The 24,453-nt window shown below is 59.5% G+C and carries 26 protein-coding genes; 13 read left to right on the forward strand and 13 right to left on the reverse strand.

From position 1 onward, the window contains the following. The first annotated feature begins 1 nt into the window (after position 1). The 3 genes from AB8B31_RS09000 to AB8B31_RS09010 all read left to right on the forward strand — a co-directional run bounded on the left by AB8B31_RS09000 (position 2) and on the right by AB8B31_RS09010 (position 3,484). Complete coding sequence (locus AB8B31_RS09000) at positions 2–1,291, forward strand: alpha/beta hydrolase (protein ID WP_018241863.1); 1,290 nt, start codon at positions 2–4, stop codon at positions 1,289–1,291. A 138-nt stretch (positions 1,292–1,429) separates the two neighbouring features. Then, positions 1,430–2,212, forward strand: coding sequence for a hypothetical protein (locus AB8B31_RS09005; protein ID WP_047621664.1), 783 nt, complete (start codon positions 1,430–1,432; stop codon positions 2,210–2,212). 294 nt (positions 2,213–2,506) lie between these two features. Further along, positions 2,507–3,484 (forward strand): formylglycine-generating enzyme family protein, encoded by a 978-nt coding sequence (locus AB8B31_RS09010; protein ID WP_131703236.1) that lies wholly within the window; start codon positions 2,507–2,509, stop codon positions 3,482–3,484. 280 nt (positions 3,485–3,764) lie between these two features. Here the strand turns inward: AB8B31_RS09010 and AB8B31_RS09015 are convergent, their stop codons facing one another. Then, positions 3,765–4,055 carry a DUF982 domain-containing protein gene (locus AB8B31_RS09015; RefSeq protein ID WP_018241867.1) on the reverse strand — a complete coding sequence of 97 codons (291 nt, stop codon included), beginning with the start codon at positions 4,053–4,055 and terminating at the stop codon, positions 3,765–3,767. A 407-nt stretch (positions 4,056–4,462) separates the two neighbouring features. Here AB8B31_RS09015 and AB8B31_RS09020 point away from each other — a divergent pair, with 407 nt between their 5' ends. Then, entirely contained in the window at positions 4,463–4,642 is a 180-nt protein-coding gene (locus AB8B31_RS09020) for a hypothetical protein (protein WP_018241869.1), read from the forward strand. 123 nt (positions 4,643–4,765) lie between these two features. Here AB8B31_RS09020 and AB8B31_RS09025 read toward each other — a convergent pair whose 3' ends face one another. Together AB8B31_RS09025 and AB8B31_RS09030 are read right to left on the reverse strand one after the other, a co-directional pair. Next, a complete protein-coding gene (locus AB8B31_RS09025) occupies positions 4,766–5,077 on the reverse strand; it encodes a hypothetical protein (RefSeq protein ID WP_080764114.1) in 312 nt (103 codons plus the stop codon). Between the two features lie 170 nt (positions 5,078–5,247). Continuing rightward, a complete protein-coding gene (locus AB8B31_RS09030) occupies positions 5,248–5,697 on the reverse strand; it encodes a DUF3597 domain-containing protein (protein ID WP_131703237.1) in 450 nt (149 codons plus the stop codon). Between the two features lie 505 nt (positions 5,698–6,202). Between AB8B31_RS09030 and AB8B31_RS09035 the strand changes: the two genes are divergently transcribed. Then, positions 6,203–6,769 (forward strand): hypothetical protein, encoded by a 567-nt coding sequence (locus AB8B31_RS09035; RefSeq protein WP_131703239.1) that lies wholly within the window; start codon positions 6,203–6,205, stop codon positions 6,767–6,769. A gap of 163 nt (positions 6,770–6,932) precedes the next feature. Here the strand turns inward: AB8B31_RS09035 and AB8B31_RS09040 are convergent, their stop codons facing one another. From AB8B31_RS09040 to AB8B31_RS09055, 4 genes are all read right to left on the reverse strand, one after another. Further along, entirely contained in the window at positions 6,933–7,706 is a 774-nt protein-coding gene (locus AB8B31_RS09040; protein WP_003559021.1) for an amino acid ABC transporter ATP-binding protein, read from the reverse strand. A gap of 34 nt (positions 7,707–7,740) precedes the next feature. Then, positions 7,741–8,895 carry an amino acid ABC transporter permease gene (locus tag AB8B31_RS09045; RefSeq protein WP_018241873.1) on the reverse strand — a complete coding sequence of 385 codons (1,155 nt, stop codon included), beginning with the start codon at positions 8,893–8,895 and terminating at the stop codon, positions 7,741–7,743. A 1-nt stretch (position 8,896) separates the two neighbouring features. Beyond that, positions 8,897–10,099 carry an amino acid ABC transporter permease gene (locus AB8B31_RS09050; protein WP_018241874.1) on the reverse strand — a complete coding sequence of 401 codons (1,203 nt, stop codon included), beginning with the start codon at positions 10,097–10,099 and terminating at the stop codon, positions 8,897–8,899. A gap of 103 nt (positions 10,100–10,202) precedes the next feature. Continuing rightward, positions 10,203–11,228, reverse strand: coding sequence for an amino acid ABC transporter substrate-binding protein (locus AB8B31_RS09055; RefSeq protein WP_018241875.1), 1,026 nt, complete (start codon positions 11,226–11,228; stop codon positions 10,203–10,205). Positions 11,229–11,591: 363 nt separating this feature from the next. Between AB8B31_RS09055 and AB8B31_RS09060 the strand changes: the two genes are divergently transcribed. After that, on the forward strand, positions 11,592–12,782 hold the full coding sequence (locus tag AB8B31_RS09060) for a cystathionine beta-lyase (RefSeq protein WP_018241876.1): 1,191 nt from the start codon (positions 11,592–11,594) through the stop codon (positions 12,780–12,782). Positions 12,783–12,813: 31 nt separating this feature from the next. Here the strand turns inward: AB8B31_RS09060 and AB8B31_RS09065 are convergent, their stop codons facing one another. After that, positions 12,814–13,968, reverse strand: a complete 1,155-nt coding sequence (locus tag AB8B31_RS09065; RefSeq protein ID WP_018241877.1) for an FAD-dependent monooxygenase — start codon at positions 13,966–13,968, stop codon at positions 12,814–12,816. 27 nt (positions 13,969–13,995) lie between these two features. Continuing rightward, positions 13,996–14,241: a zinc-finger domain-containing protein gene (locus AB8B31_RS09070; protein ID WP_018241878.1), complete on the reverse strand. Its 246-nt coding sequence runs from the start codon at positions 14,239–14,241 to the stop codon at positions 13,996–13,998. Between the two features lie 158 nt (positions 14,242–14,399). On the opposite strand from AB8B31_RS09070, the gene AB8B31_RS09075 reads away from it, so the two are divergent. The 6 genes from AB8B31_RS09075 to clpA all read left to right on the forward strand — a co-directional run bounded on the left by AB8B31_RS09075 (position 14,400) and on the right by clpA (position 20,268). Then, entirely contained in the window at positions 14,400–15,185 is a 786-nt protein-coding gene (locus tag AB8B31_RS09075; protein WP_018241879.1) for an alpha/beta fold hydrolase, read from the forward strand. 128 nt (positions 15,186–15,313) lie between these two features. Beyond that, positions 15,314–16,147, forward strand: a complete 834-nt coding sequence (gene cysE, locus AB8B31_RS09080) for a serine O-acetyltransferase (protein WP_131703240.1) — start codon at positions 15,314–15,316, stop codon at positions 16,145–16,147. 140 nt (positions 16,148–16,287) lie between these two features. Next, a complete protein-coding gene (locus tag AB8B31_RS09085; RefSeq protein WP_003539277.1) occupies positions 16,288–16,491 on the forward strand; it encodes a DUF3126 family protein in 204 nt (67 codons plus the stop codon). Between the two features lie 274 nt (positions 16,492–16,765). Next, positions 16,766–17,137, forward strand: a complete 372-nt coding sequence (locus tag AB8B31_RS09090) for a phasin family protein (protein ID WP_047621678.1) — start codon at positions 16,766–16,768, stop codon at positions 17,135–17,137. Positions 17,138–17,414: 277 nt separating this feature from the next. Beyond that, a complete protein-coding gene (gene clpS / locus AB8B31_RS09095) occupies positions 17,415–17,765 on the forward strand; it encodes an ATP-dependent Clp protease adapter ClpS (protein ID WP_017988219.1) in 351 nt (116 codons plus the stop codon). Between the two features lie 10 nt (positions 17,766–17,775). Continuing rightward, the gene (gene clpA / locus AB8B31_RS09100; protein ID WP_131703241.1) at positions 17,776–20,268 is read left to right on the forward strand and encodes an ATP-dependent Clp protease ATP-binding subunit ClpA; all 2,493 of its coding nucleotides are present in this window, start codon (positions 17,776–17,778) and stop codon (positions 20,266–20,268) included. Positions 20,269–20,340: 72 nt separating this feature from the next. Here the strand turns inward: clpA and AB8B31_RS09105 are convergent, their stop codons facing one another. The 4 genes from AB8B31_RS09105 to AB8B31_RS09120 form a co-directional block, all read right to left on the reverse strand. Continuing rightward, positions 20,341–20,772, reverse strand: coding sequence for an HIT family protein (locus tag AB8B31_RS09105; protein WP_115157594.1), 432 nt, complete (start codon positions 20,770–20,772; stop codon positions 20,341–20,343). Positions 20,773–20,927: 155 nt separating this feature from the next. Beyond that, positions 20,928–22,118 carry a GNAT family N-acetyltransferase gene (locus AB8B31_RS09110; protein ID WP_112902882.1) on the reverse strand — a complete coding sequence of 397 codons (1,191 nt, stop codon included), beginning with the start codon at positions 22,116–22,118 and terminating at the stop codon, positions 20,928–20,930. A 78-nt stretch (positions 22,119–22,196) separates the two neighbouring features. Then, entirely contained in the window at positions 22,197–22,916 is a 720-nt protein-coding gene (locus AB8B31_RS09115; RefSeq protein WP_018445469.1) for a glycerophosphodiester phosphodiesterase, read from the reverse strand. Then, positions 22,913–23,383 (reverse strand): RidA family protein, encoded by a 471-nt coding sequence (locus AB8B31_RS09120; protein ID WP_018241885.1) that lies wholly within the window; start codon positions 23,381–23,383, stop codon positions 22,913–22,915. Before AB8B31_RS09120 ends, AB8B31_RS09115 begins: the two co-directional genes overlap by 4 nt. A gap of 136 nt (positions 23,384–23,519) precedes the next feature. Between AB8B31_RS09120 and AB8B31_RS09125 the strand changes: the two genes are divergently transcribed. After that, positions 23,520–24,356, forward strand: coding sequence for a cell envelope integrity EipB family protein (locus AB8B31_RS09125; protein WP_018241886.1), 837 nt, complete (start codon positions 23,520–23,522; stop codon positions 24,354–24,356). Positions 24,357–24,453 lie beyond the last annotated feature (97 nt).

The following is a 24,453-nucleotide window of genomic DNA, read 5'->3' on the forward strand; positions in this document are numbered from 1 at the left end:
TATGGGGATCAACGAATTGCCTACCAACCTCCTGGTGATTCTCTGCATTTCGCTCATTTTTCTTTCTGGTTGCGGTGGCCATCCCAAAGGGGTCCTTACGCCGATCGCCGATACCTCTTCACCTGGTTTGAGCCGGGTGAACCTCCTTGTCGCAACGACCAGGAGCCGCTCGACCGTTCCCGGCGAGATGTTCTCGGGCGAACGTGCGCTGAAGCCCACCTTTGCGGAAATGACTATCTCCATCCCACCTGACAGTGCCCGCAAGGTGGGAAGTGTCGCATGGCCAAGAAGGTTGCCTCCGAATCCTTCCAGGGATTTCGCGACGCTGAAGGCCAAGGAGATAGATATCGACGCCGCAAAATCCTGGCTCAGCGCCAGCGTGCGCAAGACACCGGATGGAAGCGTCCTGGTGTTCATCCACGGTTTCAACACGCGATTCGAAGATTCCGTTTACCGCTTTGCCCAGATCGTCCATGATTCCCGCGTCCACAGCGCGCCCATTCTCGTCACATGGCCATCGCGCGGCAGCCTGCTTGCCTATGGCTATGACCGGGAAAGTACGAACTACACCCGCAATGCGCTTGAAACGCTGTTTCAGTACCTGGCCCGCGACAAAGAGGTGAAGGAGGTTTCCATCCTCGCCCATTCGATGGGGAACTGGCTGACACTGGAGTCACTGCGTCAGATGGCCATTCGCAACGGCAGGCTGCCGGCGAAGTTCAGGAACGTCATTCTCGCCGCACCCGACGTCGATGTCGACGTGTTCAGCCAGCAGATCGTGGATATGGGCAAGCAGCACCCGCAGTTCACGCTGTTCGTATCACGAGACGACCGGGCGCTTGCCGTCTCGCGCCGCGTTTGGGGAGATGTGTCGCGCCTCGGCGCGATCGATCCGGAGCAATCGCCCTACAAGGAAGAACTGGAAATCAACAAGATCAGCGTGATCGATCTCACCAAGGTCAAGCAGGGCGACCGCCTCCACCACACGAAGTTTGCAGAATCTCCCGAGATCGTTCGGCTGATCGGTTCCAGGATTTCCGACGGGCAGACGCTGAGCGAAGACAAGGTGGGGCTGGGTGACCACATACTCGATGCGACGATCGGAACGGCCGCGGCAGCAGGTCACGCGGCGGGTCTGATCCTCACCGCCCCCGTTGCGGTCGTCGATCAGAATACAAGAGAGAATTATGGGGACAGGGCAAACGCGCTGATAGGTGGCGACAAGCGTGCCCGCACGGCGGCAACGGCCTGTGCCGCGGGACATTCGACGCAGGAATGCCAAAAGCAGTGATTGCTACCGACGGCACACAATTTATGCGCGCTTGCGTAATGGAAATTTATTTATAATTTTATTAGTTATCTGGAATATTTTGTTTTGGGGGAACTGTCAGGCGGGATTCGCACTCGCTTGCTGATTGAGGGATAGGACATGAAAGCCATCTATATCGCCACCGTCTGCGCCGCGCTTGCAATTGCATCACCTGCGAGGACGGCCGACATCACGCCGCTGACGCCCGATGCAAAGCAGGTGGAAAGCTCAAGCGGGTGGACCTTCACGGTCGCCCCCTATTTCTGGGCGGCCGGCATCTCCGGCGATACCGCACAGTTCGGATTGCCCGAGGTCCACATGGACGCCGACTTCAGCGACCTGTTGTCAAATCTCGACTTTGCCTTCATGGCGGCAGGCGAGGCGCGTTACGACCGCTTCAGCATTTTCGGCGACGTCATCTATACCAAACTCGGGGCGGATGCGAGCACGCCTGCCGGCATCCTGGCCGACAGTGTCGACGTCACCTCGAAGACGTTTGCCGGCCTGCTCGGTGTCGGCTACTCGGTGCTGGAGAGTCCGTCCGGCCACCTTGATATCGTCGGGGGCATCAGGGTCTGGTCGGTCGACACGACCATCGGATTCAACGGTGGGCTGCTCGACGGCGTGGAGGGCGACGATGGTGATACCTGGGTCGATGGCATCGCGGGTTTCCGGGGCAATTACTTCTTTACGCCGGAAATCTACATGACCGGATGGGGACTGGTCGGGGCAGGCGGCGCGGATATCGACTGGGACGTCGCCTTGGCTCTCGGCTACAAATTCAACGAGACGGTGTCCGCGGTCGCGGGGTACCGGGCATTGGGGGTTAACTACAGCAACGACGGGTTCGTCTTCGACGCCGTGCAGCAAGGGCCGATCGTTGGGCTCGCTATCCATTTCTAGCGAGCGACTTGGATGGTCGCGATGGGTCGACAAGCGGCTCTCGCATTGTTCGAACAGACCGTCAGGTGAATTGTGATGCCGCGGTTCCCGCGGCACCATCAGTTCAAAACCAGTCGGAGTTTGTCAACGAACGGCAATAGCTTGTTGTCCGTCCTAAAGCGTCGATAAGGTCGGTCATTGAAGGGCGACCGTTGCGGGAGCGGCTTCCTTGATCGCCAAATAGGGATGCAGATATGGTTGAGCTGAGCGGGTACCCGCCGCGCGATGCTCGGCCGCCACACCACGGAGGCGGCGATGGCCTTGGAATTCGAAGCGGAAGACATGCCCGACGATCTGGTATGGATCGAGGGCCGTACATTCACCATGGGATCGAACGACCACTATCCGGAGGAGGCGCCGGCCCACCCGGTGAAGGTCGACGGCTTCTGGATAGAGCGGACACCGGTCACGAACCGCAAGTTCATGGAATTCGTAAAGGCGACCGGACATGTGACCGTCGCCGAGACGGTGCCCGATCCGAAGGACTATCCCGGCGCGCTACCGGAGATGCTGAGGGCGGGATCGCTGGTGTTCACCCGGCCGAAGTCGGTGAATGGTCCCAATATCTCGCAGTGGTGGACGTTCAAGTTCGGCGCGACCTGGCGGCGGCCTCTCGGGGGCCTGAGCGACCTTCGCGGCAAGCTCGACCATCCCGTCGTCCACGTCGCGTGGTCCGACGCCAAGGCATATGCCGACTGGGCTGGCCTCGACCTGCCGACCGAGGCGGAGTGGGAGCTCGCAGCGCGCGGCGGTTCGGACGACACGGAATATGCATGGGGCGACGAATTCATGCCGAACGGCGTCGCCATGGCCAACACCTGGCAAGGCATCTTCCCCACGACGACGACAAAGCCGAAAGGCCATGAGCGCACCTCACCCGTCGGCTGGTTTCCAGCGAATGGCTACGGCCTCCACGACATGATTGGAAACGTCTGGGAGTGGACGTCCGACTACTGGTCGACACGCCATCCGGAGCCTGCCAGCCATTCGTGCTGCATTCCAAGCAACCCGCGCGGCGGCGATGCCGAGGCGAGCTTCGACCCTCGCCAGCCCGAGATACGCATCCATCGGCGTGTGCTAAAGGGCGGATCGCATCTCTGCGCTCCGAACTACTGCCGTCGTTATCGCCCGGCGGCTCGTCATGCTGAGCCGGATGACACCTCCACCAGCCATGTCGGGTTCCGTTGCATCAAGAGAAAACCCGCGACCGGAGAAGCTAAGACCGCACCTTGATTTCAGAACGATACCCGTTCGACGGCGATAAGTTCTATGAAGTTCGAGATGACATGAAAGTCCATGCAATCTCGACTGTCGGGTGAGGTTGGGGATCTCTCCGCGCGCGGCCGCGGCTCGATCTGGGAGGGTTCAAGAACCCGGTGCTATCCCGCACTTCCCCCAGCCCCTATACGCGGCAGGCTGCAGCTTTCCGCCATCCGTCCAAGCGGTGTATTCGGCTTCGGCGATCAGCGTCGGCTGCGCGCCTATTGCGTCCTGCCTGATCCAGGCAGTGATCTCAGTGAACCACCGAGAGGTAGCGGATGCCGGCTTCATCAGCCGCTCTCATCAGCGCTTCCCGCGCGGCGTTTGGGGGCGTGGTGCCGCGGATGGCGTCGAGGCATGTCCTCACTGCCACGACATACTCCTCGCCATCATCCCCAGGCCATTCGGAAATGAGCATGGTGGCTGCGTCGCCGAGGGTCCTGACGACGCTGTATTTATCTTGGCCGCTCATGAGGATCCTCAGCGCGGGAAACTGATGCGATGTGTACCGATTCATGACATTTGGTCCTTGCATCATAAACATATTAGTAACTCTGCAAGAAGTGTTCCAACCGGAGCTGAGCATGGCCATCCTCTATGAATCGGGCAAAAGCTGTCGGTAATGCCTCTTCAGCCAGAAGCCGGGAACTTGTTTTAAACACATTGCCGTCCTATTGATTCTTCTATCGAAATTGCTTGTCGAGCTTGGTTTGCGCCCCGGCGTCCCAGCTGATCTTTCCTTTCAAAATCGATTTCTGCGCCGTCCGGCAGCCGCCGGAGGGTGATTGTCATGCCGGTTGAGGGGGAATCGTCATGAACGCAGGCAATTCTTTGATCGACGCAAGCCTCCGCCAAACACCCATCGTCGCTGCCTGATAAGCCTTCGGTCTTTGACCGCGGATGTCAGTGGCGGCATTCCGGCTGGGTTTTCCAGCCATTGAGGAGAATTTCATGAGCAAGACCAATGCAGAGGCACTGTTGCGCAAAGCGCAGCGCCAGGTTGCCAATACCAGCGGCGGTGGCCATCTCGGCGGCACCAACTTCGGTCAGGGCAATGACGCCAAGACCTCGTCCGGAAGCGGCAATCGCCCGGCAGGCAAGGGTCGCCCACCAACTGGCGGCAAACGCTGACGACAGCGCCGCGCGTCTTTCCGATTTAAGGAATTATGCAGAGGTCGCAGCATCTCGATTGAAGACATCCCCGCCAAAATGGCGGGGTTTTTGTTTGATGGGCCCTGAAGGGCCAGTCTCTTCTCAGCGATCCAGGAAGTGATCGAAGTAGACCTGGGGGATGGGGTACGCGTAGACGCCTCTGTCGACGAAGCTGTACCTATAGAGGCAACTTCTGAGAGCCGCGTTGTAATGCAGGCTTCGCGGGTCCGGCGAGCCTCGTCGCCATGAGCCTGCTTCCGGCACGCAGCGTTGAAGCGCTTTATCGTATCGAGCCAGGAGCGCCGGGTCGGTATCGACCCGAATGCCGCTGTAGGAATGATAGTTTGAAGGAGATTCTGCGGCCGATATACAGCCGAGGCTAAGTGCAAGACCAACGACTACCATCAATCTCATCGGATCTAATTCCCCCTGATCGATTATCGAAGTATCGAGCGGAACATTATTCGTTCCAGTGCCTGCGGGCAAGGGGACTCCCCGGCCCCCGGTCTGATCGGCCGTGACCTCGGCGGAACAGCAATCGCATAGCTGCCACCACAAAAATGGCGGCAGCCATCCGTCATCGATCAATCCAGGAGATCGGCAGGTACCTTGCCGCCATTTTCCGAAAGCCGCTTCATCAGCGCCTTGTGCAGCCACATATTCATTTTTGCGGAATCGTTGGTGTCGCCCGTATAGCCGAGCTCAGCGGCAAGTTCCTTGCGCTCGGTCAGGCTTGCATCCATCCCGACGGCTTTCATCAGGTCCACGATCGAGCGGCGCCAATCGAGCTTCTGGCCGCTCTTCCTCACTGCCGCGTCAAGGATCGGGACGATATCGACTGTGCCTGTGCCTGGAGCAGTGGCCGTGGGGGCCGGCTTGCTCTGCGGGGCAGGGGCCGCAGGCGTCGGACTGGGCGCTGCCGACGGTGAGGCAGGCGCTTGCGCCGGCTCTGTCTTCGGCGCGCCGGCAGCAACCGGTTCGGCTGCTTTCGCCTCTCCGAAAATTGCATGTTTGATCTTGTCGAAAATGCCCATTCTAAACCTCCAGTTCCATCAGATGAGAACAAGCTGAAACATGGACTTCCCGCCTGATATATCCAGACGGAAGGGGAGTTATTTTTAGCAATCTAAATCTGAGGTGGAAAAGTCAATTCGGGGGAAGGGTGTAGTCGATCTGCGCGAGAACGCTGCAAATGGATTATTCGCCGCCAATCGTATCGCGAACTGAGATTTGCTTGCTGGCTTTAAGTTTCCTGCCGCAATGGCGGAGGAAATACTCCGTCGGCTCTCTAGCCGCTGCGATATATGTTCGCTTTTGGCACAGTCTGTCAGATAATTCGTATTTCAATAACCGTGAAACATCATCGCACGCTGCCGAACCGACTTGCCGCGCCGTCTCGTGAAACATTCGTCATCCCTTCACGTTGCCTTGCCATGGACGTCCTGGAGTTGCAGGCGATCCGATCGATCGAAGGCACGCGCGTTCCTCGATTTTCGACTGCCGGGCAGATCGTCCGGCAGAATGGAAACGGAGGAAAACATGACCCGTAATCACAAGACACTATCCCTTGCAGTGCTCGCGTCCAGCTGCGCCCTCCTTGCCATGCCGGCAAGCGATGCGCGTGCGCTCGATGTCGGCGTGTCGGTGAATGCCGGCAATGCTGTCAGCGCCGATGTCGGCGCGTCACTCGGCGGCGGAAGTGGCATCAGCGCCGATGCCGGTGCTTCCGTTGGCGGCTCGAACGGCGTCAATGCCGATGCGACCGCCAATGCTGGCGGCGGCCGGGGCATCAATACCGATGTCAATGCACGCGTCGGCGGTTCTAGCGGAATCGATGCCAAGGCCACGGCCTCGGTTGGCACCGGTAATGGGGTCGATGCCAATCTCGCCATCGGCGGGGTGGATGAAGCTGGCGGCAGCAATGCCACGGCCGCGCCCGGCAGCACGCTTAGCGCGTCGCAGGCACGTACGCTGGAGGCCTTCCGCAGCATGCCTGTCAATGACCAGCGCAAGATGCTCGTCCGTTGCGCCGACATCTCCGCCTCCGGCGGTGATTCCGGCCTTGCCGGTCTCTGCAGTCTGCTGCAGGCGACCGCCTCCCGCTGAACATACAAAACCCGCCGAGCCAGCGGCTCGGCGGGTCTTTTTCAAAGGATGATTCGATCTAAAGCATGTCGCGCAAAACTATGCAGCAGTTTTTGCGACAACGACATGCGTAAAAGCAAAGACCTAAAGCGCGAAGAGCGAATCTGAAAGATCGCGACGCGCTTTAGTGCAGGATCTGGCTGAGGAACAGCTTGGTGCGTTCGTGCTGCGGGTTATCGAAGAAGGCGGCCGGTTCGTTCTGTTCGACGATTTGGCCTTGGTCCATGAAGATAACCCGGTTGGCGACCTGGCGGGCAAAGCCCATTTCATGCGTGACGCAGAGCATGGTCATGCCTTCCTCGGCAAGCCCCACCATGGTGTCGAGCACTTCCTTGATCATTTCGGGATCGAGTGCGGAGGTCGGCTCATCGAACAGCATGATCTTCGGGTTCATGCATAGCGACCGGGCGATCGCCACGCGCTGCTGCTGGCCGCCGGAAAGCTGTCCCGGATACTTGTTGGCCTGCTCCGGAATCTTGACCCGCTTCAGAAAATGCATGGCCACTTCTTCGGCCTGCTTCTTCGGCATCTTGCGCACCCAGATCGGCGCCAGCGTGCAGTTTTCGAGGATCGTCAGATGCGGGAAGAGGTTGAAGTGCTGGAACACCATGCCGACTTCGCGCCGCACCTCGTCGATCTTTTTCAGGTCGTTGGTGAGCTCGGTGCCGTCGACGATGATGCGACCCTTCTGATGCTCTTCCAGGCGGTTGATGCAGCGGATCATCGTCGACTTGCCCGAGCCCGACGGGCCGGCAATGACGATCCGCTCGCCGCGCATGACCTTCAGGTTGATGTCGCGCAGCACGTGGAAATCGCCGTACCACTTGTTCATGTTGACGATCTCGACCGCCACTTCCGTCGCGGAAACGGTGAGCTTTTTCGCTGGAGCTTCAGCCATGATATTTTCCCTCATTCTTATCGTTTTAGCGTTCTTATCGTTTGTGGCCGGTATCGAGATGGCGTTCCATGAAGCCTGAATAGCGCGACATGCCGAAGCAGAACAGCCAGAAGATAAAGCCCGCGAAGATCAGACCCGTGATCGGCGTGACGGCGCTTGCCCAGTTGGCATCGGAGAAGTTCAGCTTGACGATGCCAAGCAGATCGAACATGCCGATGATGGTGACCAGCGACGTGTCCTTGAAGGTTCCGATGAAGGTGTTCACGATGCTCGGGATGACCAACTTGATGGCCTGCGGCATGATGATCAGCCGGGTTTTTTGCCAATAGCCGAGGCCAAGCGAATCGGCGCCTTCGAATTGGCCCTTCGGGATCGCCTGAAGGCCGCCTCGGATCACTTCCGCCATATAGGCCGAGGTGAAGATCGACACACCGATCAGCGCCCGAAGCAGTTTGTCCACGTTCCAGCCTGTGGGAAGGAAGAGCGGCAGCATGACACTTGCCATGAACAGAACGGTGATCAGCGGGACGCCTCGAATGACCTCGATGAAGGTAACGCAGAGCATCCGAATGACGGGCATCTTCGAGCGGCGCCCCAGCGCAAGCAGAATGCCGCAGGGTAAGGAGACGGCAATACCGACAAAGGACAGGACGAGCGTCACCATCAACCCGCCCCAGAGCGGAGTGTCCACCACTTCGAGGCCGAAGCCGCCGTGAAGAAGCCAGAAGGCGAGGACCGGCAGGACGGCGAACAGAAGAATGGCGTTCAGGCCCTTGCGCGGCGCCGAAGGGATGAGCATCGGAACCAGCAGAACAATGAACAGGATCCCGACGATCGCCGGTCTCCAACGCTCATCCAGCGGATAGCGGCCGAATATAAACTGATCGTACTTGGCGCTGACGAAGGCCCAGCATGCACCACTCCAGCCGTCAGGCTGGACGCCGCCCTGGATCGTCGTCGCGCAGAATGTGCGGTCCGGCCCGGACCATACGGCCTGGATGAACAGCCAGTTGACGAGATGCGGCACGGCCCATGCGATGAGCGCAAGAGCCAGGATTGTCAGGATCACGTCCTTCGGGGTTGCCAGGAGATTGCGGCGTATCCAGGCGACGGCTCCCCTCTCGCCGGGGGGCGGTGGTTCGGCGGCAAGGATGGACGTTCTGACGAAGGGTTTATCGGCGACCGACATCTTATCTCTCCACCAGTGCCATCTTGGCATTGAACCAATTCATGAACAGCGACGTGAGAATGCTCAAGCTGAGATAGACGATACCCCAGATGCAGACGATCTCGATCGCTTGACCGCTCTGATTGAGGATCGTGCCACCGACGGCAACGAGATCCGAGAAACCGATCGCGATGGCGAGTGAGGAGTTCTTGGTCAGGTTCAGGTACTGGCTCGTCAGCGGCGGGATGATGATGCGCAGCGCCTGCGGCACCACGACAAGTCTCGTCACGCTCGACGGATGCAGCCCCAGCGCGCCGGCTGCCTCGGATTGTCCCTTTGGAACGCCGCGAATGCCGCCGCGAACGATCTCGGCGATGAACGAGGCGGTATAGAAGGACAGAGCGAGAAACAGCGACATGAATTCGGGACCGACGACGGAGCCGCCCGTGAGGTTGAATTTTCCGGCAACCGGAACGTCGAAGGTGAGCGGAAAGCCGGAGACGACGAAGACCAGCAATGGCAAGCCGACGATCAGTGCGATCGACGTCCATACCGTGTGGAACGGCTGGCCGGTTGCGGCTTGGCGTTTGTGGGCCCAGCGCGCGATGATGATGGTGGCGACAATCGCAATCACCAGGGCGATGCCGACCGCTATCATACCTGTCTCGAAGATCGGCTTCGGGAAGGCCAGTCCTCTGTTGTTGAGGAACATGCTGAGCGGCAGACCCACCGACTCGCGCGGCTGCGGCAAAACGGAGAGAACGCCGAGATACCAGAAAAAGATGACGAGCAGCGGCGGAATGTTGCGGAAAACCTCGACATAGACCGTGCAGAGCTTGGCAATCAGCCAATTGTGCGATAGCCGGCCGATCCCGATCAGGAAACCGATGATGGTCGCCGTGAAGATACCGGTCACCGCCACCAGCAAGGTATTCAGAATGCCGACGACAAGTGCGCGCGCATAAGTCGAGTCACTCGAAAAGCTGATCAGCGACTGGCCGATTTCGAAACCGGCGCGACCGCGAAGAAAGCCGAAACCCGATGCCGTATTGCTGCGGGCAAGGTTCACGGCCGTGTTGTGGGCCACCCACCACACAATGCCCACGAGAATAACGATTGTTAGAACCTGGAAAAATATGCTCCGGTATTTCGGGTCGTACATTGCCGACCGGAAACTCCAGCCGGTGCCATGCAAAGGTGTCGTATCCACAGCCCCATGCGTCATGCCGCGCCAATCCCCTTGTGCCCGTTTTCGGGCTTTCTTTTTGCTTTTTGGAAGATGGGAGGGCGGCTCGGCCGCCTTCCCGGGATTTCATGCCAAAGCTCGATTAACGAACCGGCGGTGCGTACTGGATGCCGCCCTTGCTCCAGAGAGCATTCAAGCCGCGTGCGATCTTGAGCGGGCTGCCCTGGCCGATGTTGCGCTCGAAGATTTCGCCATAATTGCCGACGCCCTTGATGACATTGGCGGCCCAATCATTGGTCAGGCCGAGATCGGTGCCAATCTTGGTGTCGGTCTCGCTGCCGAGGAAGCGCTTGATGTCCGGATTCGGCGAATTCTTCATCTCGTCGACATTTGCCTGGGTGATGCCGAACTCTTCGGCATTGATCAGCGCATAAGCCGTCCAGGAAACGATATCGAACCACTGATCATCACCCTGACGGACGGCCGGGCCAAGCGGCTCCTTGGAGATGATCTCAGGAAGGATAACGTGTTCGTCGGGATTCTTCAGCGTCAGACGCAACGAATAGAGACCGGATTGGTCGGTCGTGTAAACGTCGCAACGACCAGCGTCGTAAGCCGCGTTGACCTCAGGAAGATTTTCGAAGACGACCGGATTGTACTGCAGATTGTTCGTCTTGAAGTAATCAGCGAGGTTCAATTCGGTGGTCGTGCCCGACTGTACGCAGACTGCGGCGCCGGAGAGTTCGAGAGCCGACTTCACGTTCAAGCTCTTGCGCACCATGAAGCCCTGACCGTCATAATAGGTGACAGGACGGAAGTTGAAGCCGAGTGCGGTGTCGCGGTTGATCGTCCAGGTGGTGTTACGCGAGAGAACGTCGATTTCACCGGACTGCAGAGCGGTGAAGCGTTCCTTCGCGTTTGTCGGCGTGTACTTGACCTTGGTGGGGTCGCCGAACACGGCCGAAGCGACGGCCTTGCAGAAGTCGACGTCGAAGCCGGCCCAATTGCCGGAAGCGTCAGGTGCGGCAAAGCCGGTAAGGCCGGTATTGACGCCGCACTGAACGAAACCCTTTGCCTTGACATCTGTGAGTGTCGTGGCCGAAGCAGCCGAAGCGCCAAGAGCGAAAACTGCTGCGCCGATCGTTGCGGACAGAAGCTTGTTCTTCATTTTTTCCCAACCTTTTCCGTTGTCTTGTATTTTCTTGTGGGAAGTTCCAGCGGAAAAACTCTGCCGCCTCCCCATTTTCTCGACACCCTCCCGGCGCGAGTTGTTCTATCACAGTCGCAAATGTCACCATGGTCAAGTGTCGCGGTCAATAATTGCGGCAAATTTCAGCATTTTGGTAGATTGCGCTGCGTTCGTGGGCACTTGGCTATGAAATAGGCGCCTGATTGCGGAAAAATAGCGCGAAAATCGTGGCTTCCACCGCTTCGCCACGTCGCCGGCGATCAGCGCCTAGGGGTTGACCTGATATGGCGGGGCGTCCAAAAGTCCGGGTTTGCGTCTCCGTCGCCAAAGGCTATTCCCGACATGAAAGACAAAGACAGCTTGCTGCAGAATGCCGGCATCAACACCCGCCTGACCCATATCGGCAACGACCCTTTCGACTATCACGGCTTCATCAATCCGCCGGTCGTGCATGCCTCGACGGTGTTGTTTCCGAATGCGCGGGCGATGGAGACGCGCACGCAGAAATACACCTACGGAACGCGCGGCACACCGACGACGGATGCGCTCTGCGAGGCGATCGACGCACTCGAAGGCTCGGCCGGCACGATCCTCGTGCCCTCGGGCCTTGCGGCCGTCACCATTCCGTTTCTGGGTTTCGTCGCTGCCGGCGATCATGCGCTGGTGGTCGATTCGGTCTATGGCCCGACGCGCCATTTCTGCGATACGATGTTGAAGCGCCTCGGTGTCGAGGTGGAATATTACGACCCGGCGGTCGGCGCCGGCATCGAGGCTCTGTTCCGGCCGAATACGAAACTCGTTCACACCGAGGCGCCCGGCTCCAATACCTTCGAAATGCAGGATATTCCGACGATCTCGGCGGTTGCGCACCGTCACGGCGCCGTCGTCATGATGGACAATACCTGGGCGACGCCGCTCTATTTCAGGCCGCTCGATCACGGCGTCGACATCTCGATCCATGCATCGACGAAATATCCGTCCGGCCATTCCGATATTCTGCTCGGAACGGTTTCGGCCAATGCCGAACACTGGGAGCGGCTGAAGGAATCGAACGGTGTGCTCGGCATCTGCGGCGCACCCGATGACGCCTATCAGATCCTGCGCGGATTGCGCACCATGGGCCTGCGCCTCGAACGGCATTATGAAAGCGCGCTTGATATCGCAGAATGGCTGGAGGGCAGGGAGGACGTCGCCCGCGTGCTGCATCCGGCCCTGCCGAGTTTCCCCTCGCACCATCTCTGGAAGCGGGATTTCAAAGGCGCCAGCGGCATCTTTTCCTTCGTGCTGGCCGCTGAAGGCCCCGAAAAGTCCAGAGCAAAGGCGCATGCCTTCCTCGACGCGCTCAGGATTTTCGGTCTCGGCTATTCCTGGGGCGGCTATGAAAGCCTGGCTTTGCACGCCTATCTCAACGACCGCAAGGTCGCCAAGGCGCCGACGGACGGTCCGGTCATTCGCCTGCAGATCGGCATCGAGGACGTGGCCGACCTCAAGGCCGATATCGAACGGGGGTTTGCCGCCGCAAGCGCGGTCTGACCGGACACGGTTTGTCGTGGCTGGCAATGCCTCACGGCAGATCGACAGCCCGATAGCCGTAGATCCAGTCGAGATCCGCCGCCAGGCTTAGCGGCGGCTTGAGGCCGAGCACGAGATCGCGGCCGATCCGGATCGGTCCTTTCGCATGATAGGCAAACCGGTTGAAGGCGCCGCGCTGGCGAAGCTTGGCGATGCGGGGCGTCCGATGTCTTTCGAACAGCGCCAGCGCTTCCGCCGCGGAGCGGTTCGAAAGAAACGCAGCGAGTTCATAGGCGTCTTCGATCGCCATCGCCGCTCCCTGGGCGGCAAAAGGCATCATCGCATGCGCGGCGTCGCCGATCAGAACCGTCTTGCGGCCATCCTGCCAGGAGCCTGTCGTGGTTTCGAACAGCGGCCAGAACGTCAGCTTCCGGTTTTTTTCGAGCAGCGAGACGATCGCGGCATTCCAGCCGGAAAGGCGCGCCCGCAGCTGCGTCCGCTGTTCTTCCGTCGGCTCGCTTTGCCAGGCCTGCGGCGCAATATTGCCGGCGGTGATCGCCACCATGTTGAAGCTGCCGGTCTCCCTTAGCGGATAGCAGACGAGATGCGCCGAACCGCCGAGAAAAGCCGAAACGCTTGCCCGGTCGAGGAAGCCGGGCGCCTCAGTTTCGGCAATCGTAAAACGGTAGGCGATATTGCCGGAAAAGCGCGGCGAGGGGCTGCCCGGAATGGATTGCCGAAGCTTTGACCAGACGCCGTCCGCGCCGATCACAACATCGGCCGCGCGCTCGAAAGACGGTAGGGTCGAATTTATCCGCACGCCGAGGTGAAGCCGGCAGAGCGGATCGGCGCTAACCGCAGCCAAAAGGACTTTCTGCAATGTGGTGCGATGCAAGACGCCATAGGGAGCGCCCCAGCGTTCCCGCGCGAATTTGCCGGCCGGCACCGCCGCGAGCTGGCGCAGCGATCCGCCCGATATCAGCCGGATTGCGTCGGGCTCTAGCCAGACCTTTGACAGTCTTTCAAGGATACCGAGTTCGGCAAGGATGCGCGAAGCGTTTGGCGAAACCTGTAATCCGGCGCCGACGTCGGTGAGTTCGCCCGCCTGCTCGAAGATCTCCGAACTGATGCCCCGGCGCGAAAGCGCAAGGGCAACTGTCAGCCCTGATATCCCGGCGCCGATGATGGCGGCATGTTCGACCGGCATTGTCCGTCCGATCCGGATCTGGACCGACTACGCCGCCTTCACGTGGAAAACGCAGCCGGCCGGATTGGTCTGGCTAGGCTTGAGCGTGGAATTGAAGCGATAGAGCGTCGAGCAGTAGGAACAGACCTTCTCATTGTCGTCGCCCATGTCGATGAAGATATGCGGATGATCGAAGGGAGCCGATGCGCCGGTGCACATGAATTCCTTGACACCGACTTCGATAACGCGGTGACCGCCGTCGTTCTGGAAGTGGGGAATGTTGTGGCCGGCCATGTCGCTCTCCGAATGCTTTGAAATGTGCGCGAACCTTATAAGCCTTCGCCGCAAATGTGTAGAGCCAAACCGCCGCGCCGGGCACAGTTTTTAGCCGCAGTTTTTGGCTTCACGATGAAAGGCCGCTCGACTATGTTCGCGCCAAAAAGGAAGGCCCGATGAACCTGAATACACCCGCATTTTCAAGCTTCACCCATGATGGATTGCAGCTCGCTTTCTTTGATGAGGGCGATCCGGCCGGTGTGCCGGTGTTGTTGATCCACGGCTTTGCCTCGACTGCAAACGTCAACTGGGTCCATCCGGGCTGGCTGAAGACGCTCGGCGATGCCGGCTACCGGGTGATCGCCATGGACAATCGCGGCCACGGGGCAAGCGACAAGCCGCACCATGCCGAAGCCTATCGTCCATGGGTCATGGCCAGCGATGCGATCGCCTTGCTGGATCATCTGGGCATCCCAGAAGCCAATGTCATGGGCTATTCGATGGGCGCGCGCATTTCCGTATTTGCCGCACTTGCCAATCCGCATCGCGTCCGTTCGCTGGTTCTTGGTGGCCTCGGCATCGGCATGACCGATGGTGTCGGTGACTGGGACCCGATCGCCGATGCGCTGCTGGCGCCCTCGCTGGACGCGGTGACCCATGCCCGCGGCCGCATGTTCCGCGCCTTCGCCGAGCAGACGAAGAGCGACCGGGTCGCTCTTGCGGATTGCATCCGCGGTTCGCGCGATCTCGTCGCCCGTTCTGATATGGCCAAGCTCGACATGCCGACGCTGATCGGCGTCGGCACGAAGGATGATATCGCCGGCTCGCCGCAGGAATTGGCGGCGCTGATGCAGAATGCCGAAGCGCTCGATATTCCGGGCCGCGATCATATGCTCGCCGTCGGTGACAGGGTTTTCAAGCAGGCGGTGCTGGCCTTCTATGCAAGGGTCGCCCATCGCTAACAACATCGTGATGCCGAAAAACCATGCTAAAAAACCATGGCGACGGCACCCATTTATGTTATTGGCGTTTTCCTTTATATATCGGCATTCCGAAAACGGCATTCCGGCTGGCAGCGAGGAGAGCGGCGATGGTCGCAAAGACTGACATTCGTGCTTTTGACACAGGCCATCCGCTGAAGGTGATGGATCCCATCTGGGACAGCCTGCGTGAGGAAGCCCGGCTCGCCGCCGAACGGGACCCGGTTCTCGCCGCCTTCCTCTATTCTACGGTGATCAACTACCATTCGCTCGAGGAATGCATCGTCCACCGCATCTGCGAACGTCTCGATCACCCCGACATGCAGGCGAACCTGCTGCGCCAGACCTTCGAGGAAATGCTCCTCGACTGGCCTGACTGGAGCTCCATCCTGCGCGTCGATATCCAGGCGATCTATGACCGCGATCCCGCATGCCTGCGCTTCATGGAGGCGGTGCTTTATTTCAAGGGCTTCCATGCGCTGCAGACACATCGTCTGGCCCATTGGCTGCTGAACCGCGGCCGGCGTGATTTTGCGCTCTATCTGCAAAGCCGTTCCTCCAGCGTCTTCCAGACCGACATCAATCCGGCCGCCCGTATCGGCAAGGGCATCTTCCTCGACCACGCCACCGGCCTCGTCGTTGGCGAGACGGCCGTCATAGGCGACAACGTCTCGATCCTGCACGGCGTCACACTCGGCGGTACCGGCAAGGAGGGCGCCGACCGCCATCCGAAGATCGGCTCCGGCGTCATGATCGGCGCCGGTGCCAAGATCCTCGGCAATATCGAGATCGGCTATTGCTCGCGCGTCGCCGCCGGCTCCGTCGTATTGAAGGCGGTGCCGCCCAAAAAGACAGTCGCGGGTGTGCCGGCCAAGGTCGTTGGTGAGGCCGGTTGTTCTGAGCCGTCGCGCAATATGGACCAGGTGATCGGCGCCGATATCTGAGCGCCCGTTGGAAACAAGGATAGGAAAAGTCGGCGGGATCCGAGCGGGGAGAGCCATGAGCAAACGGCAACCTTGCCTTTACACCGCTGCATTTCCTGTGCAAGAAGCGGCCAATCAAGACCGCTTACGGAGATGACAGAGTGAAGCCAGAAGAAATCAAGAAGCTCGACGCCTATTTCAAGCGCATGTTCAATCCGCAGATGATCGTCAAGGCGCGTCCACGCAAGGATGATTCTGCGGAAGTCTATCTCGGCGAAGAATTTCTGGGTGTCGTCTATATCGATGACGAGGACGGCGACCGCTCCTACAACTTCTCGATGGCGATCCTCGACGTCGATCTCTGATCGCGCTCGAAAGCTTCAAAAGGACCGAACGGCGCGATCCGTTCGGTCCTTTTTTCGTTTTTTCGATTCGGAACGAGAATTTTTTCAAAACTTCCGGTTGTGGCATTCTGATATATTTTAGCAAAATCAGTTAAAGACGTACGTGCCCCGGCGCGCGGGCTTTGTTATATAATTGTAATGCAACTCATGGATGTTTTGCGGCGCACAAGACTACTTGACTATTTGTGCATTGCAGCTACCCTGCCGCCATCAACAGCCCAACGGAGGATGGCTCATGTTCAACTTTGAAGACGCCAACAAGAAGAGCAAGGAAGCCGTCGACACGGCCCTGAAAACCTATTCCGACACGACCAAGGGCTTTCAGGCAATCGCCGCAGAAGCCACTGAATATTCGAAGAAATCCTTTCAGGACGCGGTGACGCATTTCGAAACGCTGGCCGGCGTCAAGAGCTTTGAGGCTGCCTTCGAGTTGCAGACGAGCTACGTCAAGGCGTATTTTGAAGGCTTCGTCTCCGAGACGACGAAGCTCGGTGAGATGTATGCCGATCTCGCCAAATCAGCCTACAAGCCCTATGAAGCGCCGATCGCCGCTGCCGTCGTCAAGACCGCCAAGTCGGTGTCGGCGGCGACGCCTGCTGCTGCATGAACTGATTTCAAAAGGCGCAACCTGCGCTACATATTGAAAAAAGAAGACCGGCTACGCATCTGTAGCCGGTCTTTTTGTTTCCACTTTCGCTGCAGCGCCCGCATGGGATCGGCCGGGGACTTTTTTGGTCTTTCCCGTGCATGCCGGCCATTTCTTGATTGCAGTGTCTGACAGGGGGCTTAAAATCAGCCTATTATGAACTAAGTTAGTGTTTCAGATATTCGGCGGGAAAAGCACCCTCCCATGCTCCGCTGGATTGCTTGAGGAATAAATGACAATGATCGCAAAGCCGATCCGGATGCAGAACGACAGCGAAAGGAACGGGGACAACGCAAATCGAACCTCGGTCATCACGCGCACCAAGCCGAAGACCAAGAAGCCCAATCTTTATCGTGTGCTGCTTTTGAATGACGACTACACTCCCATGGAATTCGTCATCCATATTCTGGAGCGTTTTTTTCAGAAGGATCGTGAAAGTGCCACCCGCATCATGCTCCATGTCCATAACCACGGCGTCGGCGAATGCGGAATATTCACATACGAGGTAGCGGAAACGAAGGTCAGCCAGGTGATGGACTTCGCCCGGCAGCACCAGCATCCGCTGCAATGCGTCATGGAAAAGAAGTGAGGATCTGAACGTGCCAACATTTTCGCCTAGTTTAGAGAAGGCGCTCCATCAGGCACTGACCTTTGCCAACGAGCGGCACCACGAATATGCGACGCTCGAGCATCTGCTGCTTGCCCTGATCGACGATGCCGATGCGGCCGCGGTCATGGGTGCCTGCAATGTCGATCTCGACGCGCTGCGCAAGACGCTCGTCGAATATGTCGATAACGAACTTTCCAACCTGATCACCGGTTATGACGAGGATTCGAAGCCGACCTCCGGCTTCCAGCGCGTCATCCAGCGTGCCGTCATCCACGTGCAATCGTCCGGTCGCGAAGAGGTGACCGGGGCCAACGTGCTCGTCGCGATCTTCGCCGAGCGCGAGAGCCACGCCGCTTATTTCCTGCAGGAGCAGGAGATGACCCGCTACGATGCCGTCAACTACATCTCCCACGGCATCGGCAAGCGCCCGGGCGTTTCCGAAGCGCGTCCCCCGCGCGGCGCCGAAGACGAAGCCGAAAGCAGCAAGCCGACGGCGCGCGGCGGCGAGGAAGAGGGCGGCCCCAAGAAGCAGCAGGATGCGCTCAAGGCCTATTGCGTCAATCTCAACGAGAAGGCCAAGGGCGGTAAGATCGATCCGCTGATCGGCCGTCACGCCGAGGTGAGCCGCACGATCCAGATCCTGTGCCGCCGTTCGAAGAACAATCCGCTCTATGTCGGTGATCCCGGCGTCGGCAAGACGGCGATCGCCGAAGGCCTTGCCAAGCGCATCGTCGAAGGCAAGGTCCCGGAAGCGCTCGCCGATGCGACGATCTTCTCGCTCGACATGGGCACGCTTCTGGCCGGCACGCGCTACCGCGGCGATTTCGAGGAGCGCCTGAAGCAGGTCGTCAAGGAACTGGAAGAATATCCGGGCGCTGTGCTCTTCATCGACGAGATCCACACGGTGATCGGCGCCGGCGCCACCTCGGGCGGCGCAATGGATGCGTCGAACCTCCTGAAGCCGGCCCTGTCATCGGGCGCGATTCGCTGCATCGGTTCGACCACCTACAAGGAATACCGCCAGTTCTTCGAGAAGGACCGGGCGCTGGTCCGTCGTTTCCAGAAGATCGACGTCAGCGAGCCGTCGATCGATGATGCGATCGAGATCATGAAGGGCTTGAAGCCCTATTTCGAAGAGTATCACCACCTGCGTTATTCGAACGACGCCATCAAGTCGGCCGTCGAACTGTCGGCCCGCTACATCTCCGACCGCAAGCTGCCCGACAAGGCGATCGACGTGATCGACGAAACCGGTGCGGCCCAGATGCTGCTGCCGCCGTCCAAGCGCCGCAAGCTGATCACCGAAAAGGAGATCGAGGCGACGGTCGCCACGATGGCGCGCATTCCGCCGAAGACCGTCTCCAAGGACGACGAGGCCGTGCTCGCCAATCTCGAGCAGGAACTGCGTTCGGTGGTCTACGGCCAGGATATCGCCATCGAAGCCCTTTCGACCTCGATCAAGCTGGCGCGTGCTGGTCTTCGCGAGCCGAACAAGCCGATCGGCGCCTATGTCTTCTCCGGTCCGACCGGCGTCGGCAAGACCGAGGTGGCAAAGCAGCTGGCATCGTCGCTCGGCGTCGAACTCCTGCGCTTCGACATGTCGGAATATATGGAGCGGCACACGGTTTCGCGTCTGCTCGGCGCGCCTCCCGGCTATGTCGGCTTCGACCAGGGCGGTCTTCTGACTGATGGCGTCGACCAGCACCCGCATTGCGTGGTCCTGCTCGACGAAATCGAGAAGGCGCATCCCGACATCTACAATATCCTGCTACAGGTCATGGACCACGGCACGCTGACCGACCATAACGGCAAGAAGATCGATTTCCGCAACGTCATCCTGATCATGACGACCAATGCGGGCGCATCCGAAATGGCCAAGGCGGCGATCGGCTTCGGTTCGTCCAAGCGCACCGGCGAGGACGAGGAGGCGCTCACCCGCCTGTTCACGCCGGAGTTCCGCAACCGTCTCGACGCGATCATTCCTTTCGCGGCGTTGCCGACGGCCGTCATCCATAAGGTCGTGCAGAAGTTCATCATGCAGCTGGAGGCCCAGCTTTCCGAAAGGAACGTCACCTTCGACCTGCATGAGGATGCGATCGCCTGGCTGGCGGAAAAGGGTTACGACGAGAAGATGGGCGCCCGCCCGCTTGCTCGCGTCATTCAGGATACGATCAAGAAGCCGCTCGCCAACGAAATCCTCTTCGGCAAGCTGAAGAAGGGCGGCGTCGTCAACGTCACCGTCGGCCCGAAGGAAGATGGCAAGGCCGGCATCGTGCTGGAAGCCATTTCGGAAACGGCGCCGATCAAGCCGAAGCCCGAAGCCGAGGTCGTGCATCCCGAAGGCGATGATGGGGATGACGGCGAGCTGAAGACGAAGGCGGCCCGCAAGACCCGCGCCAAAGCAGTGCCGCAGGCCGAGCCTGAGGTCCGCGACGCCCCGAAGAAGGGAAGCGCGGTTCCGAAGGTTCCACGCAAGAAGTAAGATACCGTCACCGAATTGGAAAAGGCCGCGTTCTCAGCGGCCTTTTCGTTTTCAGGCATCGGCAGGGACCGGTTACGCCAGCGCTGCCCTGATCTTTTCGGCATTAGCGGCGAGCACGGCACCGTCCTCCATCTTGCCGGAATGCGGCTTGAGAGCCACGCCCTCATGCCTTGGGATGACGTGGAAATGCAGATGGAACACCGTTTGCCCGGCCGCCGGTTCGTTGAACTGCGCGATGAACACGCCATCGGCGTCGAAGACGTCCTTGACCGCATTGGCGACCTTCTGGACGACTGATATCGCATGGGTGAGGGTGGCTGGATCGGCATCGAGGAGATTGCGGGACGGCGCCTTGGGAAGGACGAGCACATGGCCCGGCGCCTGCGGCATCACATCCATGAAGGCGATAGTATGCTCGTCCTCGTAAACCCGGTGCGAGGGGATTTCGCCGCGGAGGATCTTGGCGAAGATGTTGTTGTCGTCATAAGCGGCCGGGCTGGTCATCACGAAATCTCCTCGTTTTTCACAGCGCGGTGCGTCTTTTCAAACGCGCAAAGGACGCTGTAGCACTTTGAATTGCTGCATAGTTTTATCCTTAAATCGATTCCGATTTAAGGAATATGCGTCGTTGAGCGGGTAGCGCGGCCGGTGCGGCGGCGTCAATCCTCCTGCAGACGTTCGCCCTTGCGGAAAGGACTGTGCTCGGTCAGCAATTCGCTCATCTGTTCGACATCGGCGCGCTCGCGCGCGAGATAGTCGCCGATCGCCCGGCGAAGGCCGGCATGAGCGACATAATGGGCGGAATGCGTCGTCACCGGCAGATAGCCGCGGGCGAGCTTGTGTTCGCCTTGCGCTCCGGCCTCGACCCTTTTCAACCCTTTCGAAAGGGCGAAGTCGATCGCCTGGTGATAGCAGACCTCGAAATGCAGGAAGGGATGGTCCTCGATGCAGCCCCAGTGGCGGCCGTAGAGCGTATCGCCGCCGATGAAGTTGATCGCGCCGGCGATATAGCGCCCGTCGCGCTTGGCCATGACGAGCAGGATGTCGTCGGCCATGCGCTCGCCAATCAGCGAGTAGAACTTACGGGTGAGGTAGGGCCGGCCCCACTTGCGCCCGCCAGTATCCATGTAGAATTTGAAGAACTGGTCCCAGATGCGTTCCGTCAGGTCGCGGCCGGTCAGCCAGTCGATGCCGATACCGTTTTCGAGGGCGGCGCGGCGCTCCTTGCGCAACGCCTTGCGTTTGCGCGAGGCAAGCGTTTCGAGAAATTCCTCGTGATTGGCATAGCCGTCATTGATGAAATGGAACTGCTGGTCGGTGCGATGCAGATAGCCGTCCATCTCGAAGACGCCGATCTCTTCGTCCGGCACGAAGGTGATGTGGGCCGAGGAGATGCCGAGCCGCCGCACCACCTCCTTCAGGCTTTCGGCGATCGCGCTCTGGATCGGTAGCCGTTGCAGCCCCTCGGCGACAAGAAGACGCGGGCCTGTCGCCGGGGTGAACGGGATCGAGCACTGAAGTTTGGGATAATAACGCCCGCCGGCCCGCTCGAAGGCGTCGGCCCAGCCATGGTCGAAGACATATTCGCCCTGGCTGTGGTTCTTGAGATAGCCGGGCAGGGCACCGATCAACTCGCCGCGATCGGTCTCGAGCAGCAGATGGTGGCCGAGCCATCCCGTCTCTGCGTCGGCCGAGCCGGATTCCTCCAGCGACGATAGAAAAGCGTGTGAAACGAAAGGGTTGTAGGCAATCGTAGCGCAGGCCTTCGACGCTCCGGAAAGCTTGGCCCAGCTCTCCGGGGAAATCGCGGTAAAGGAGCGTTCGACGCGAATGGATAGTTCGTCAGTCATGGGACAAATGCGAAGCCTGTGGGAGGATGGTTTCGGCTCTGTCTCAGTCTGCGCATGATCTTGGCCAAAAAGCGAGCGTCAAGCAGCCACACGCGGATCGAAGCCTTCGAAGGTCATCTGGTCTGCGTTTGCGAATGTAAGCCGGCGCGCTGCTTCGTCACGCACCGTCCAGGTGATGACAGGAATGCCCTTTTCGCGTTCGCTGGTGATAAAGGCGTTCGGCAGATCGCCATAATGATAGGAGATGAAATCGAGACCGATCTCCATCGCCTTCGCATGCGTCTTGAACGCCTCCGGCGTGTTGCCGTCGGCCGTCAGCCCGAGCGGGTAAGGTGCGCCAAGCGCCTTCAGATCGCGCAGCAGCCAGTGGTCAAAACTCATCAGCGCCACCTTGCCCTCATAGCCTTCGAGCACCTCGAGCACGGCTTCGGCGAAACCTTCGTCATCGGCCTCCCGCCCCTTGAGCTCTAGCACCAGTGGCACCTTGCCCTTGACGAGATCGAGGAGCTGGCGCAGCGTCGGCACCTTGTCGCTGGTGCCGCCGATGGCGATCAGTCCGAGTTCCCGGGAGGTGCGCTCGCGGATGTCGCCGTGGAGGTTGCACAGGCGCTGCAGGTCCTCGTCATGAAAGATGACCGGTACGCCGTCGGAGGCGTAGTGCAGGTCGCATTCGATCGCAAACCCCGCTTCGACGGCGCGCGAGAAGGCGGAAAGCGTGTTTTCCCAGACATGCGTGTTGAGATCGTGATAGCCGCGATGGGCGACCGGCAGGTCCCTGATCCAGGCAACATTGGTCATTCTGCGATTTCCATGATAGCGTCTATCTCGACGGCGGCATTCAGCGGCAAGGCCGCCATGCCGACAGCGGCACGCGCATGTTTGCCGGCTTCGCCAAGCACGCCGGCAATCAGGTTCGAAGCGCCGTTGATGACGAGATGCTGCTCGACGAAGTCGGGCGCCGAGGCGACGAAGCCGTTCAGCTTGATGACGCGCCGGATACGGCCGAGATCGCCGCCAAGTGCCGCCTTTGCCTGGGCAAGGATGTTGATGGCGCAGAGTTCTGCGCCGCGCTGGCCCGTTGCAACGTCGACGGTCTTGCCGAGATGGCCCGAGACAGTGACCTTGCCGCCTTCGAGCGGCAGCTGGCCGGAGATGTAGAGAAGATTGCCGCTGATCACATAGGGAACGTAATTTGCAGCAGGTGCTGCGGCTTGGGGCAGGGTTATCCCCATCTCAATCAGGCGCGCTGCAATTTCATCGGACATTTTCGTCTCCGCTTTTGTTGTCAATTCTTCAAAAATTATGCATCAAGACTAGAATCTTTAATATGACAGTTTCGAGCCTCGATTTGGCCGAAAGCGTTCTTATAACATCGCGACCGAGTCCAACAGGAGTTAATGAATGTTCCGATCGAGTCTTGTCGCTCTGCTTCTCGCCAGCGTTTCCGCCAATGCATGGGCGGCTGCGCCCGCGGTTAGCGCTGCGATCGCGACCGGCCTCGTCGCACATCGCGCCGTCTACGATCTGGAACTGAAGGACGCCTCGGACCGCTCTGGCATCGCCGGCATGTATGGTCGTATGGTCTATGAGTTCGACGGCAGCTATTGCCAGGGCTTCACCACCAATTTCCGCTTCGTGACACAGATCGACACCGGCGACAGCGTGCGTGTCAGCGACCAGCAGACGAAGACCTTCGAGAACCTGAAGGACGGCAAGTTCACCTTCGACACCAAATCCTTCACCGACGAGCAGCTCGACAAGGAGGTCAACGGGGCGGCGCAGGACCAGCCGGATGGTGTCAAGGTCGATCTCAAGCAGCCGGCGAACCGTGAACTGCAGCTTGCTGAAAGCCGTTTTCCCACTGAACATATGCTCGATGTGATCCAGCACGCCAAGGACGGCAAGCGCTTCTTCGAGGCGCGCGTCTTCGACGGTTCCGATGACGGCGACAAGTCGCTGGCGACGACGACGATCGTCGGCAAGCAGGAGACGCCGATCGCCGAGGAAGCCGATGCCGGCAATGCCGGCGCCTTCTCGAAGACGGCCTTCTGGCCGGTGACGATCGCCTATTTCAACGAGAATGCGAAATCCGATGCTTTGCCGGTCTACCGCATGTCTTTCAAGCTCTATGAGAACGGCATCACCCGCGACCTGACGATGGATTACGGCGATTTCGTCCTGACCGGCAAGCTCGCCAAGCTGGAGCTGCTCGACCGCAAGGCCGAGGTTTGCAAGTAGGCGACGAGCTCTCGCCCGCATAAAACTGTTTCATAAAATTCACTATGGTTCGGCGATCAGCGATGACTGAGTCGCCGTCTGTCGTCCTGCTTTTCGG

The organism is Rhizobium sp. 62_C5_N11_2 (genome assembly GCF_051811185.1).
In the GTDB taxonomy this organism is placed as follows: domain Bacteria; phylum Pseudomonadota; class Alphaproteobacteria; order Rhizobiales; family Rhizobiaceae; genus Rhizobium; species Rhizobium leguminosarum.

What these genes read in the sequence shown, in the direction of transcription:
- AB8B31_RS09065 (WP_018241877.1), bottom strand. Translation starts at nt 13,968, where the DNA reads ATGCCGGTCGAACATGCCGCCATCATCGGCGCCGGGATATCAGGGCTG.
- AB8B31_RS09045 (WP_018241873.1), bottom strand. Translation starts at nt 8,895, where the DNA reads ATGTCGGTCGCCGATAAACCCTTCGTCAGAACGTCCATCCTTGCCGCC.
- AB8B31_RS09115 (WP_018445469.1), bottom strand. Translation starts at nt 22,916, where the DNA reads ATGACCAATGTTGCCTGGATCAGGGACCTGCCGGTCGCCCATCGCGGC.
- AB8B31_RS09025 (WP_080764114.1), bottom strand. Translation starts at nt 5,077, where the DNA reads ATGAGATTGATGGTAGTCGTTGGTCTTGCACTTAGCCTCGGCTGTATA.
- AB8B31_RS09030 (WP_131703237.1), bottom strand. Translation starts at nt 5,697, where the DNA reads ATGGGCATTTTCGACAAGATCAAACATGCAATTTTCGGAGAGGCGAAA.
- AB8B31_RS09015 (WP_018241867.1), bottom strand. Translation starts at nt 4,055, where the DNA reads ATGTTTATGATGCAAGGACCAAATGTCATGAATCGGTACACATCGCAT.
- AB8B31_RS09060 (WP_018241876.1), top strand. Translation starts at nt 11,592, where the DNA reads ATGAAAGACAAAGACAGCTTGCTGCAGAATGCCGGCATCAACACCCGC.
- AB8B31_RS09050 (WP_018241874.1), bottom strand. Translation starts at nt 10,099, where the DNA reads ATGACGCATGGGGCTGTGGATACGACACCTTTGCATGGCACCGGCTGG.
- clpS (WP_017988219.1), top strand. Translation starts at nt 17,415, where the DNA reads ATGATCGCAAAGCCGATCCGGATGCAGAACGACAGCGAAAGGAACGGG.
- AB8B31_RS09070 (WP_018241878.1), bottom strand. Translation starts at nt 14,241, where the DNA reads ATGGCCGGCCACAACATTCCCCACTTCCAGAACGACGGCGGTCACCGC.
- AB8B31_RS09055 (WP_018241875.1), bottom strand. Translation starts at nt 11,228, where the DNA reads ATGAAGAACAAGCTTCTGTCCGCAACGATCGGCGCAGCAGTTTTCGCT.
- AB8B31_RS09000 (WP_018241863.1), top strand. Translation starts at nt 2, where the DNA reads ATGGGGATCAACGAATTGCCTACCAACCTCCTGGTGATTCTCTGCATT.
- AB8B31_RS09075 (WP_018241879.1), top strand. Translation starts at nt 14,400, where the DNA reads ATGAACCTGAATACACCCGCATTTTCAAGCTTCACCCATGATGGATTG.
- AB8B31_RS09040 (WP_003559021.1), bottom strand. Translation starts at nt 7,706, where the DNA reads ATGGCTGAAGCTCCAGCGAAAAAGCTCACCGTTTCCGCGACGGAAGTG.
- AB8B31_RS09005 (WP_047621664.1), top strand. Translation starts at nt 1,430, where the DNA reads ATGAAAGCCATCTATATCGCCACCGTCTGCGCCGCGCTTGCAATTGCA.
- AB8B31_RS09035 (WP_131703239.1), top strand. Translation starts at nt 6,203, where the DNA reads ATGACCCGTAATCACAAGACACTATCCCTTGCAGTGCTCGCGTCCAGC.
- cysE (WP_131703240.1), top strand. Translation starts at nt 15,314, where the DNA reads ATGGTCGCAAAGACTGACATTCGTGCTTTTGACACAGGCCATCCGCTG.
- AB8B31_RS09120 (WP_018241885.1), bottom strand. Translation starts at nt 23,383, where the DNA reads ATGTCCGATGAAATTGCAGCGCGCCTGATTGAGATGGGGATAACCCTG.
- AB8B31_RS09090 (WP_047621678.1), top strand. Translation starts at nt 16,766, where the DNA reads ATGTTCAACTTTGAAGACGCCAACAAGAAGAGCAAGGAAGCCGTCGAC.
- AB8B31_RS09020 (WP_018241869.1), top strand. Translation starts at nt 4,463, where the DNA reads ATGAGCAAGACCAATGCAGAGGCACTGTTGCGCAAAGCGCAGCGCCAG.
- AB8B31_RS09010 (WP_131703236.1), top strand. Translation starts at nt 2,507, where the DNA reads ATGGCCTTGGAATTCGAAGCGGAAGACATGCCCGACGATCTGGTATGG.
- AB8B31_RS09125 (WP_018241886.1), top strand. Translation starts at nt 23,520, where the DNA reads ATGTTCCGATCGAGTCTTGTCGCTCTGCTTCTCGCCAGCGTTTCCGCC.
- AB8B31_RS09110 (WP_112902882.1), bottom strand. Translation starts at nt 22,118, where the DNA reads ATGACTGACGAACTATCCATTCGCGTCGAACGCTCCTTTACCGCGATT.
- AB8B31_RS09105 (WP_115157594.1), bottom strand. Translation starts at nt 20,772, where the DNA reads ATGACCAGCCCGGCCGCTTATGACGACAACAACATCTTCGCCAAGATC.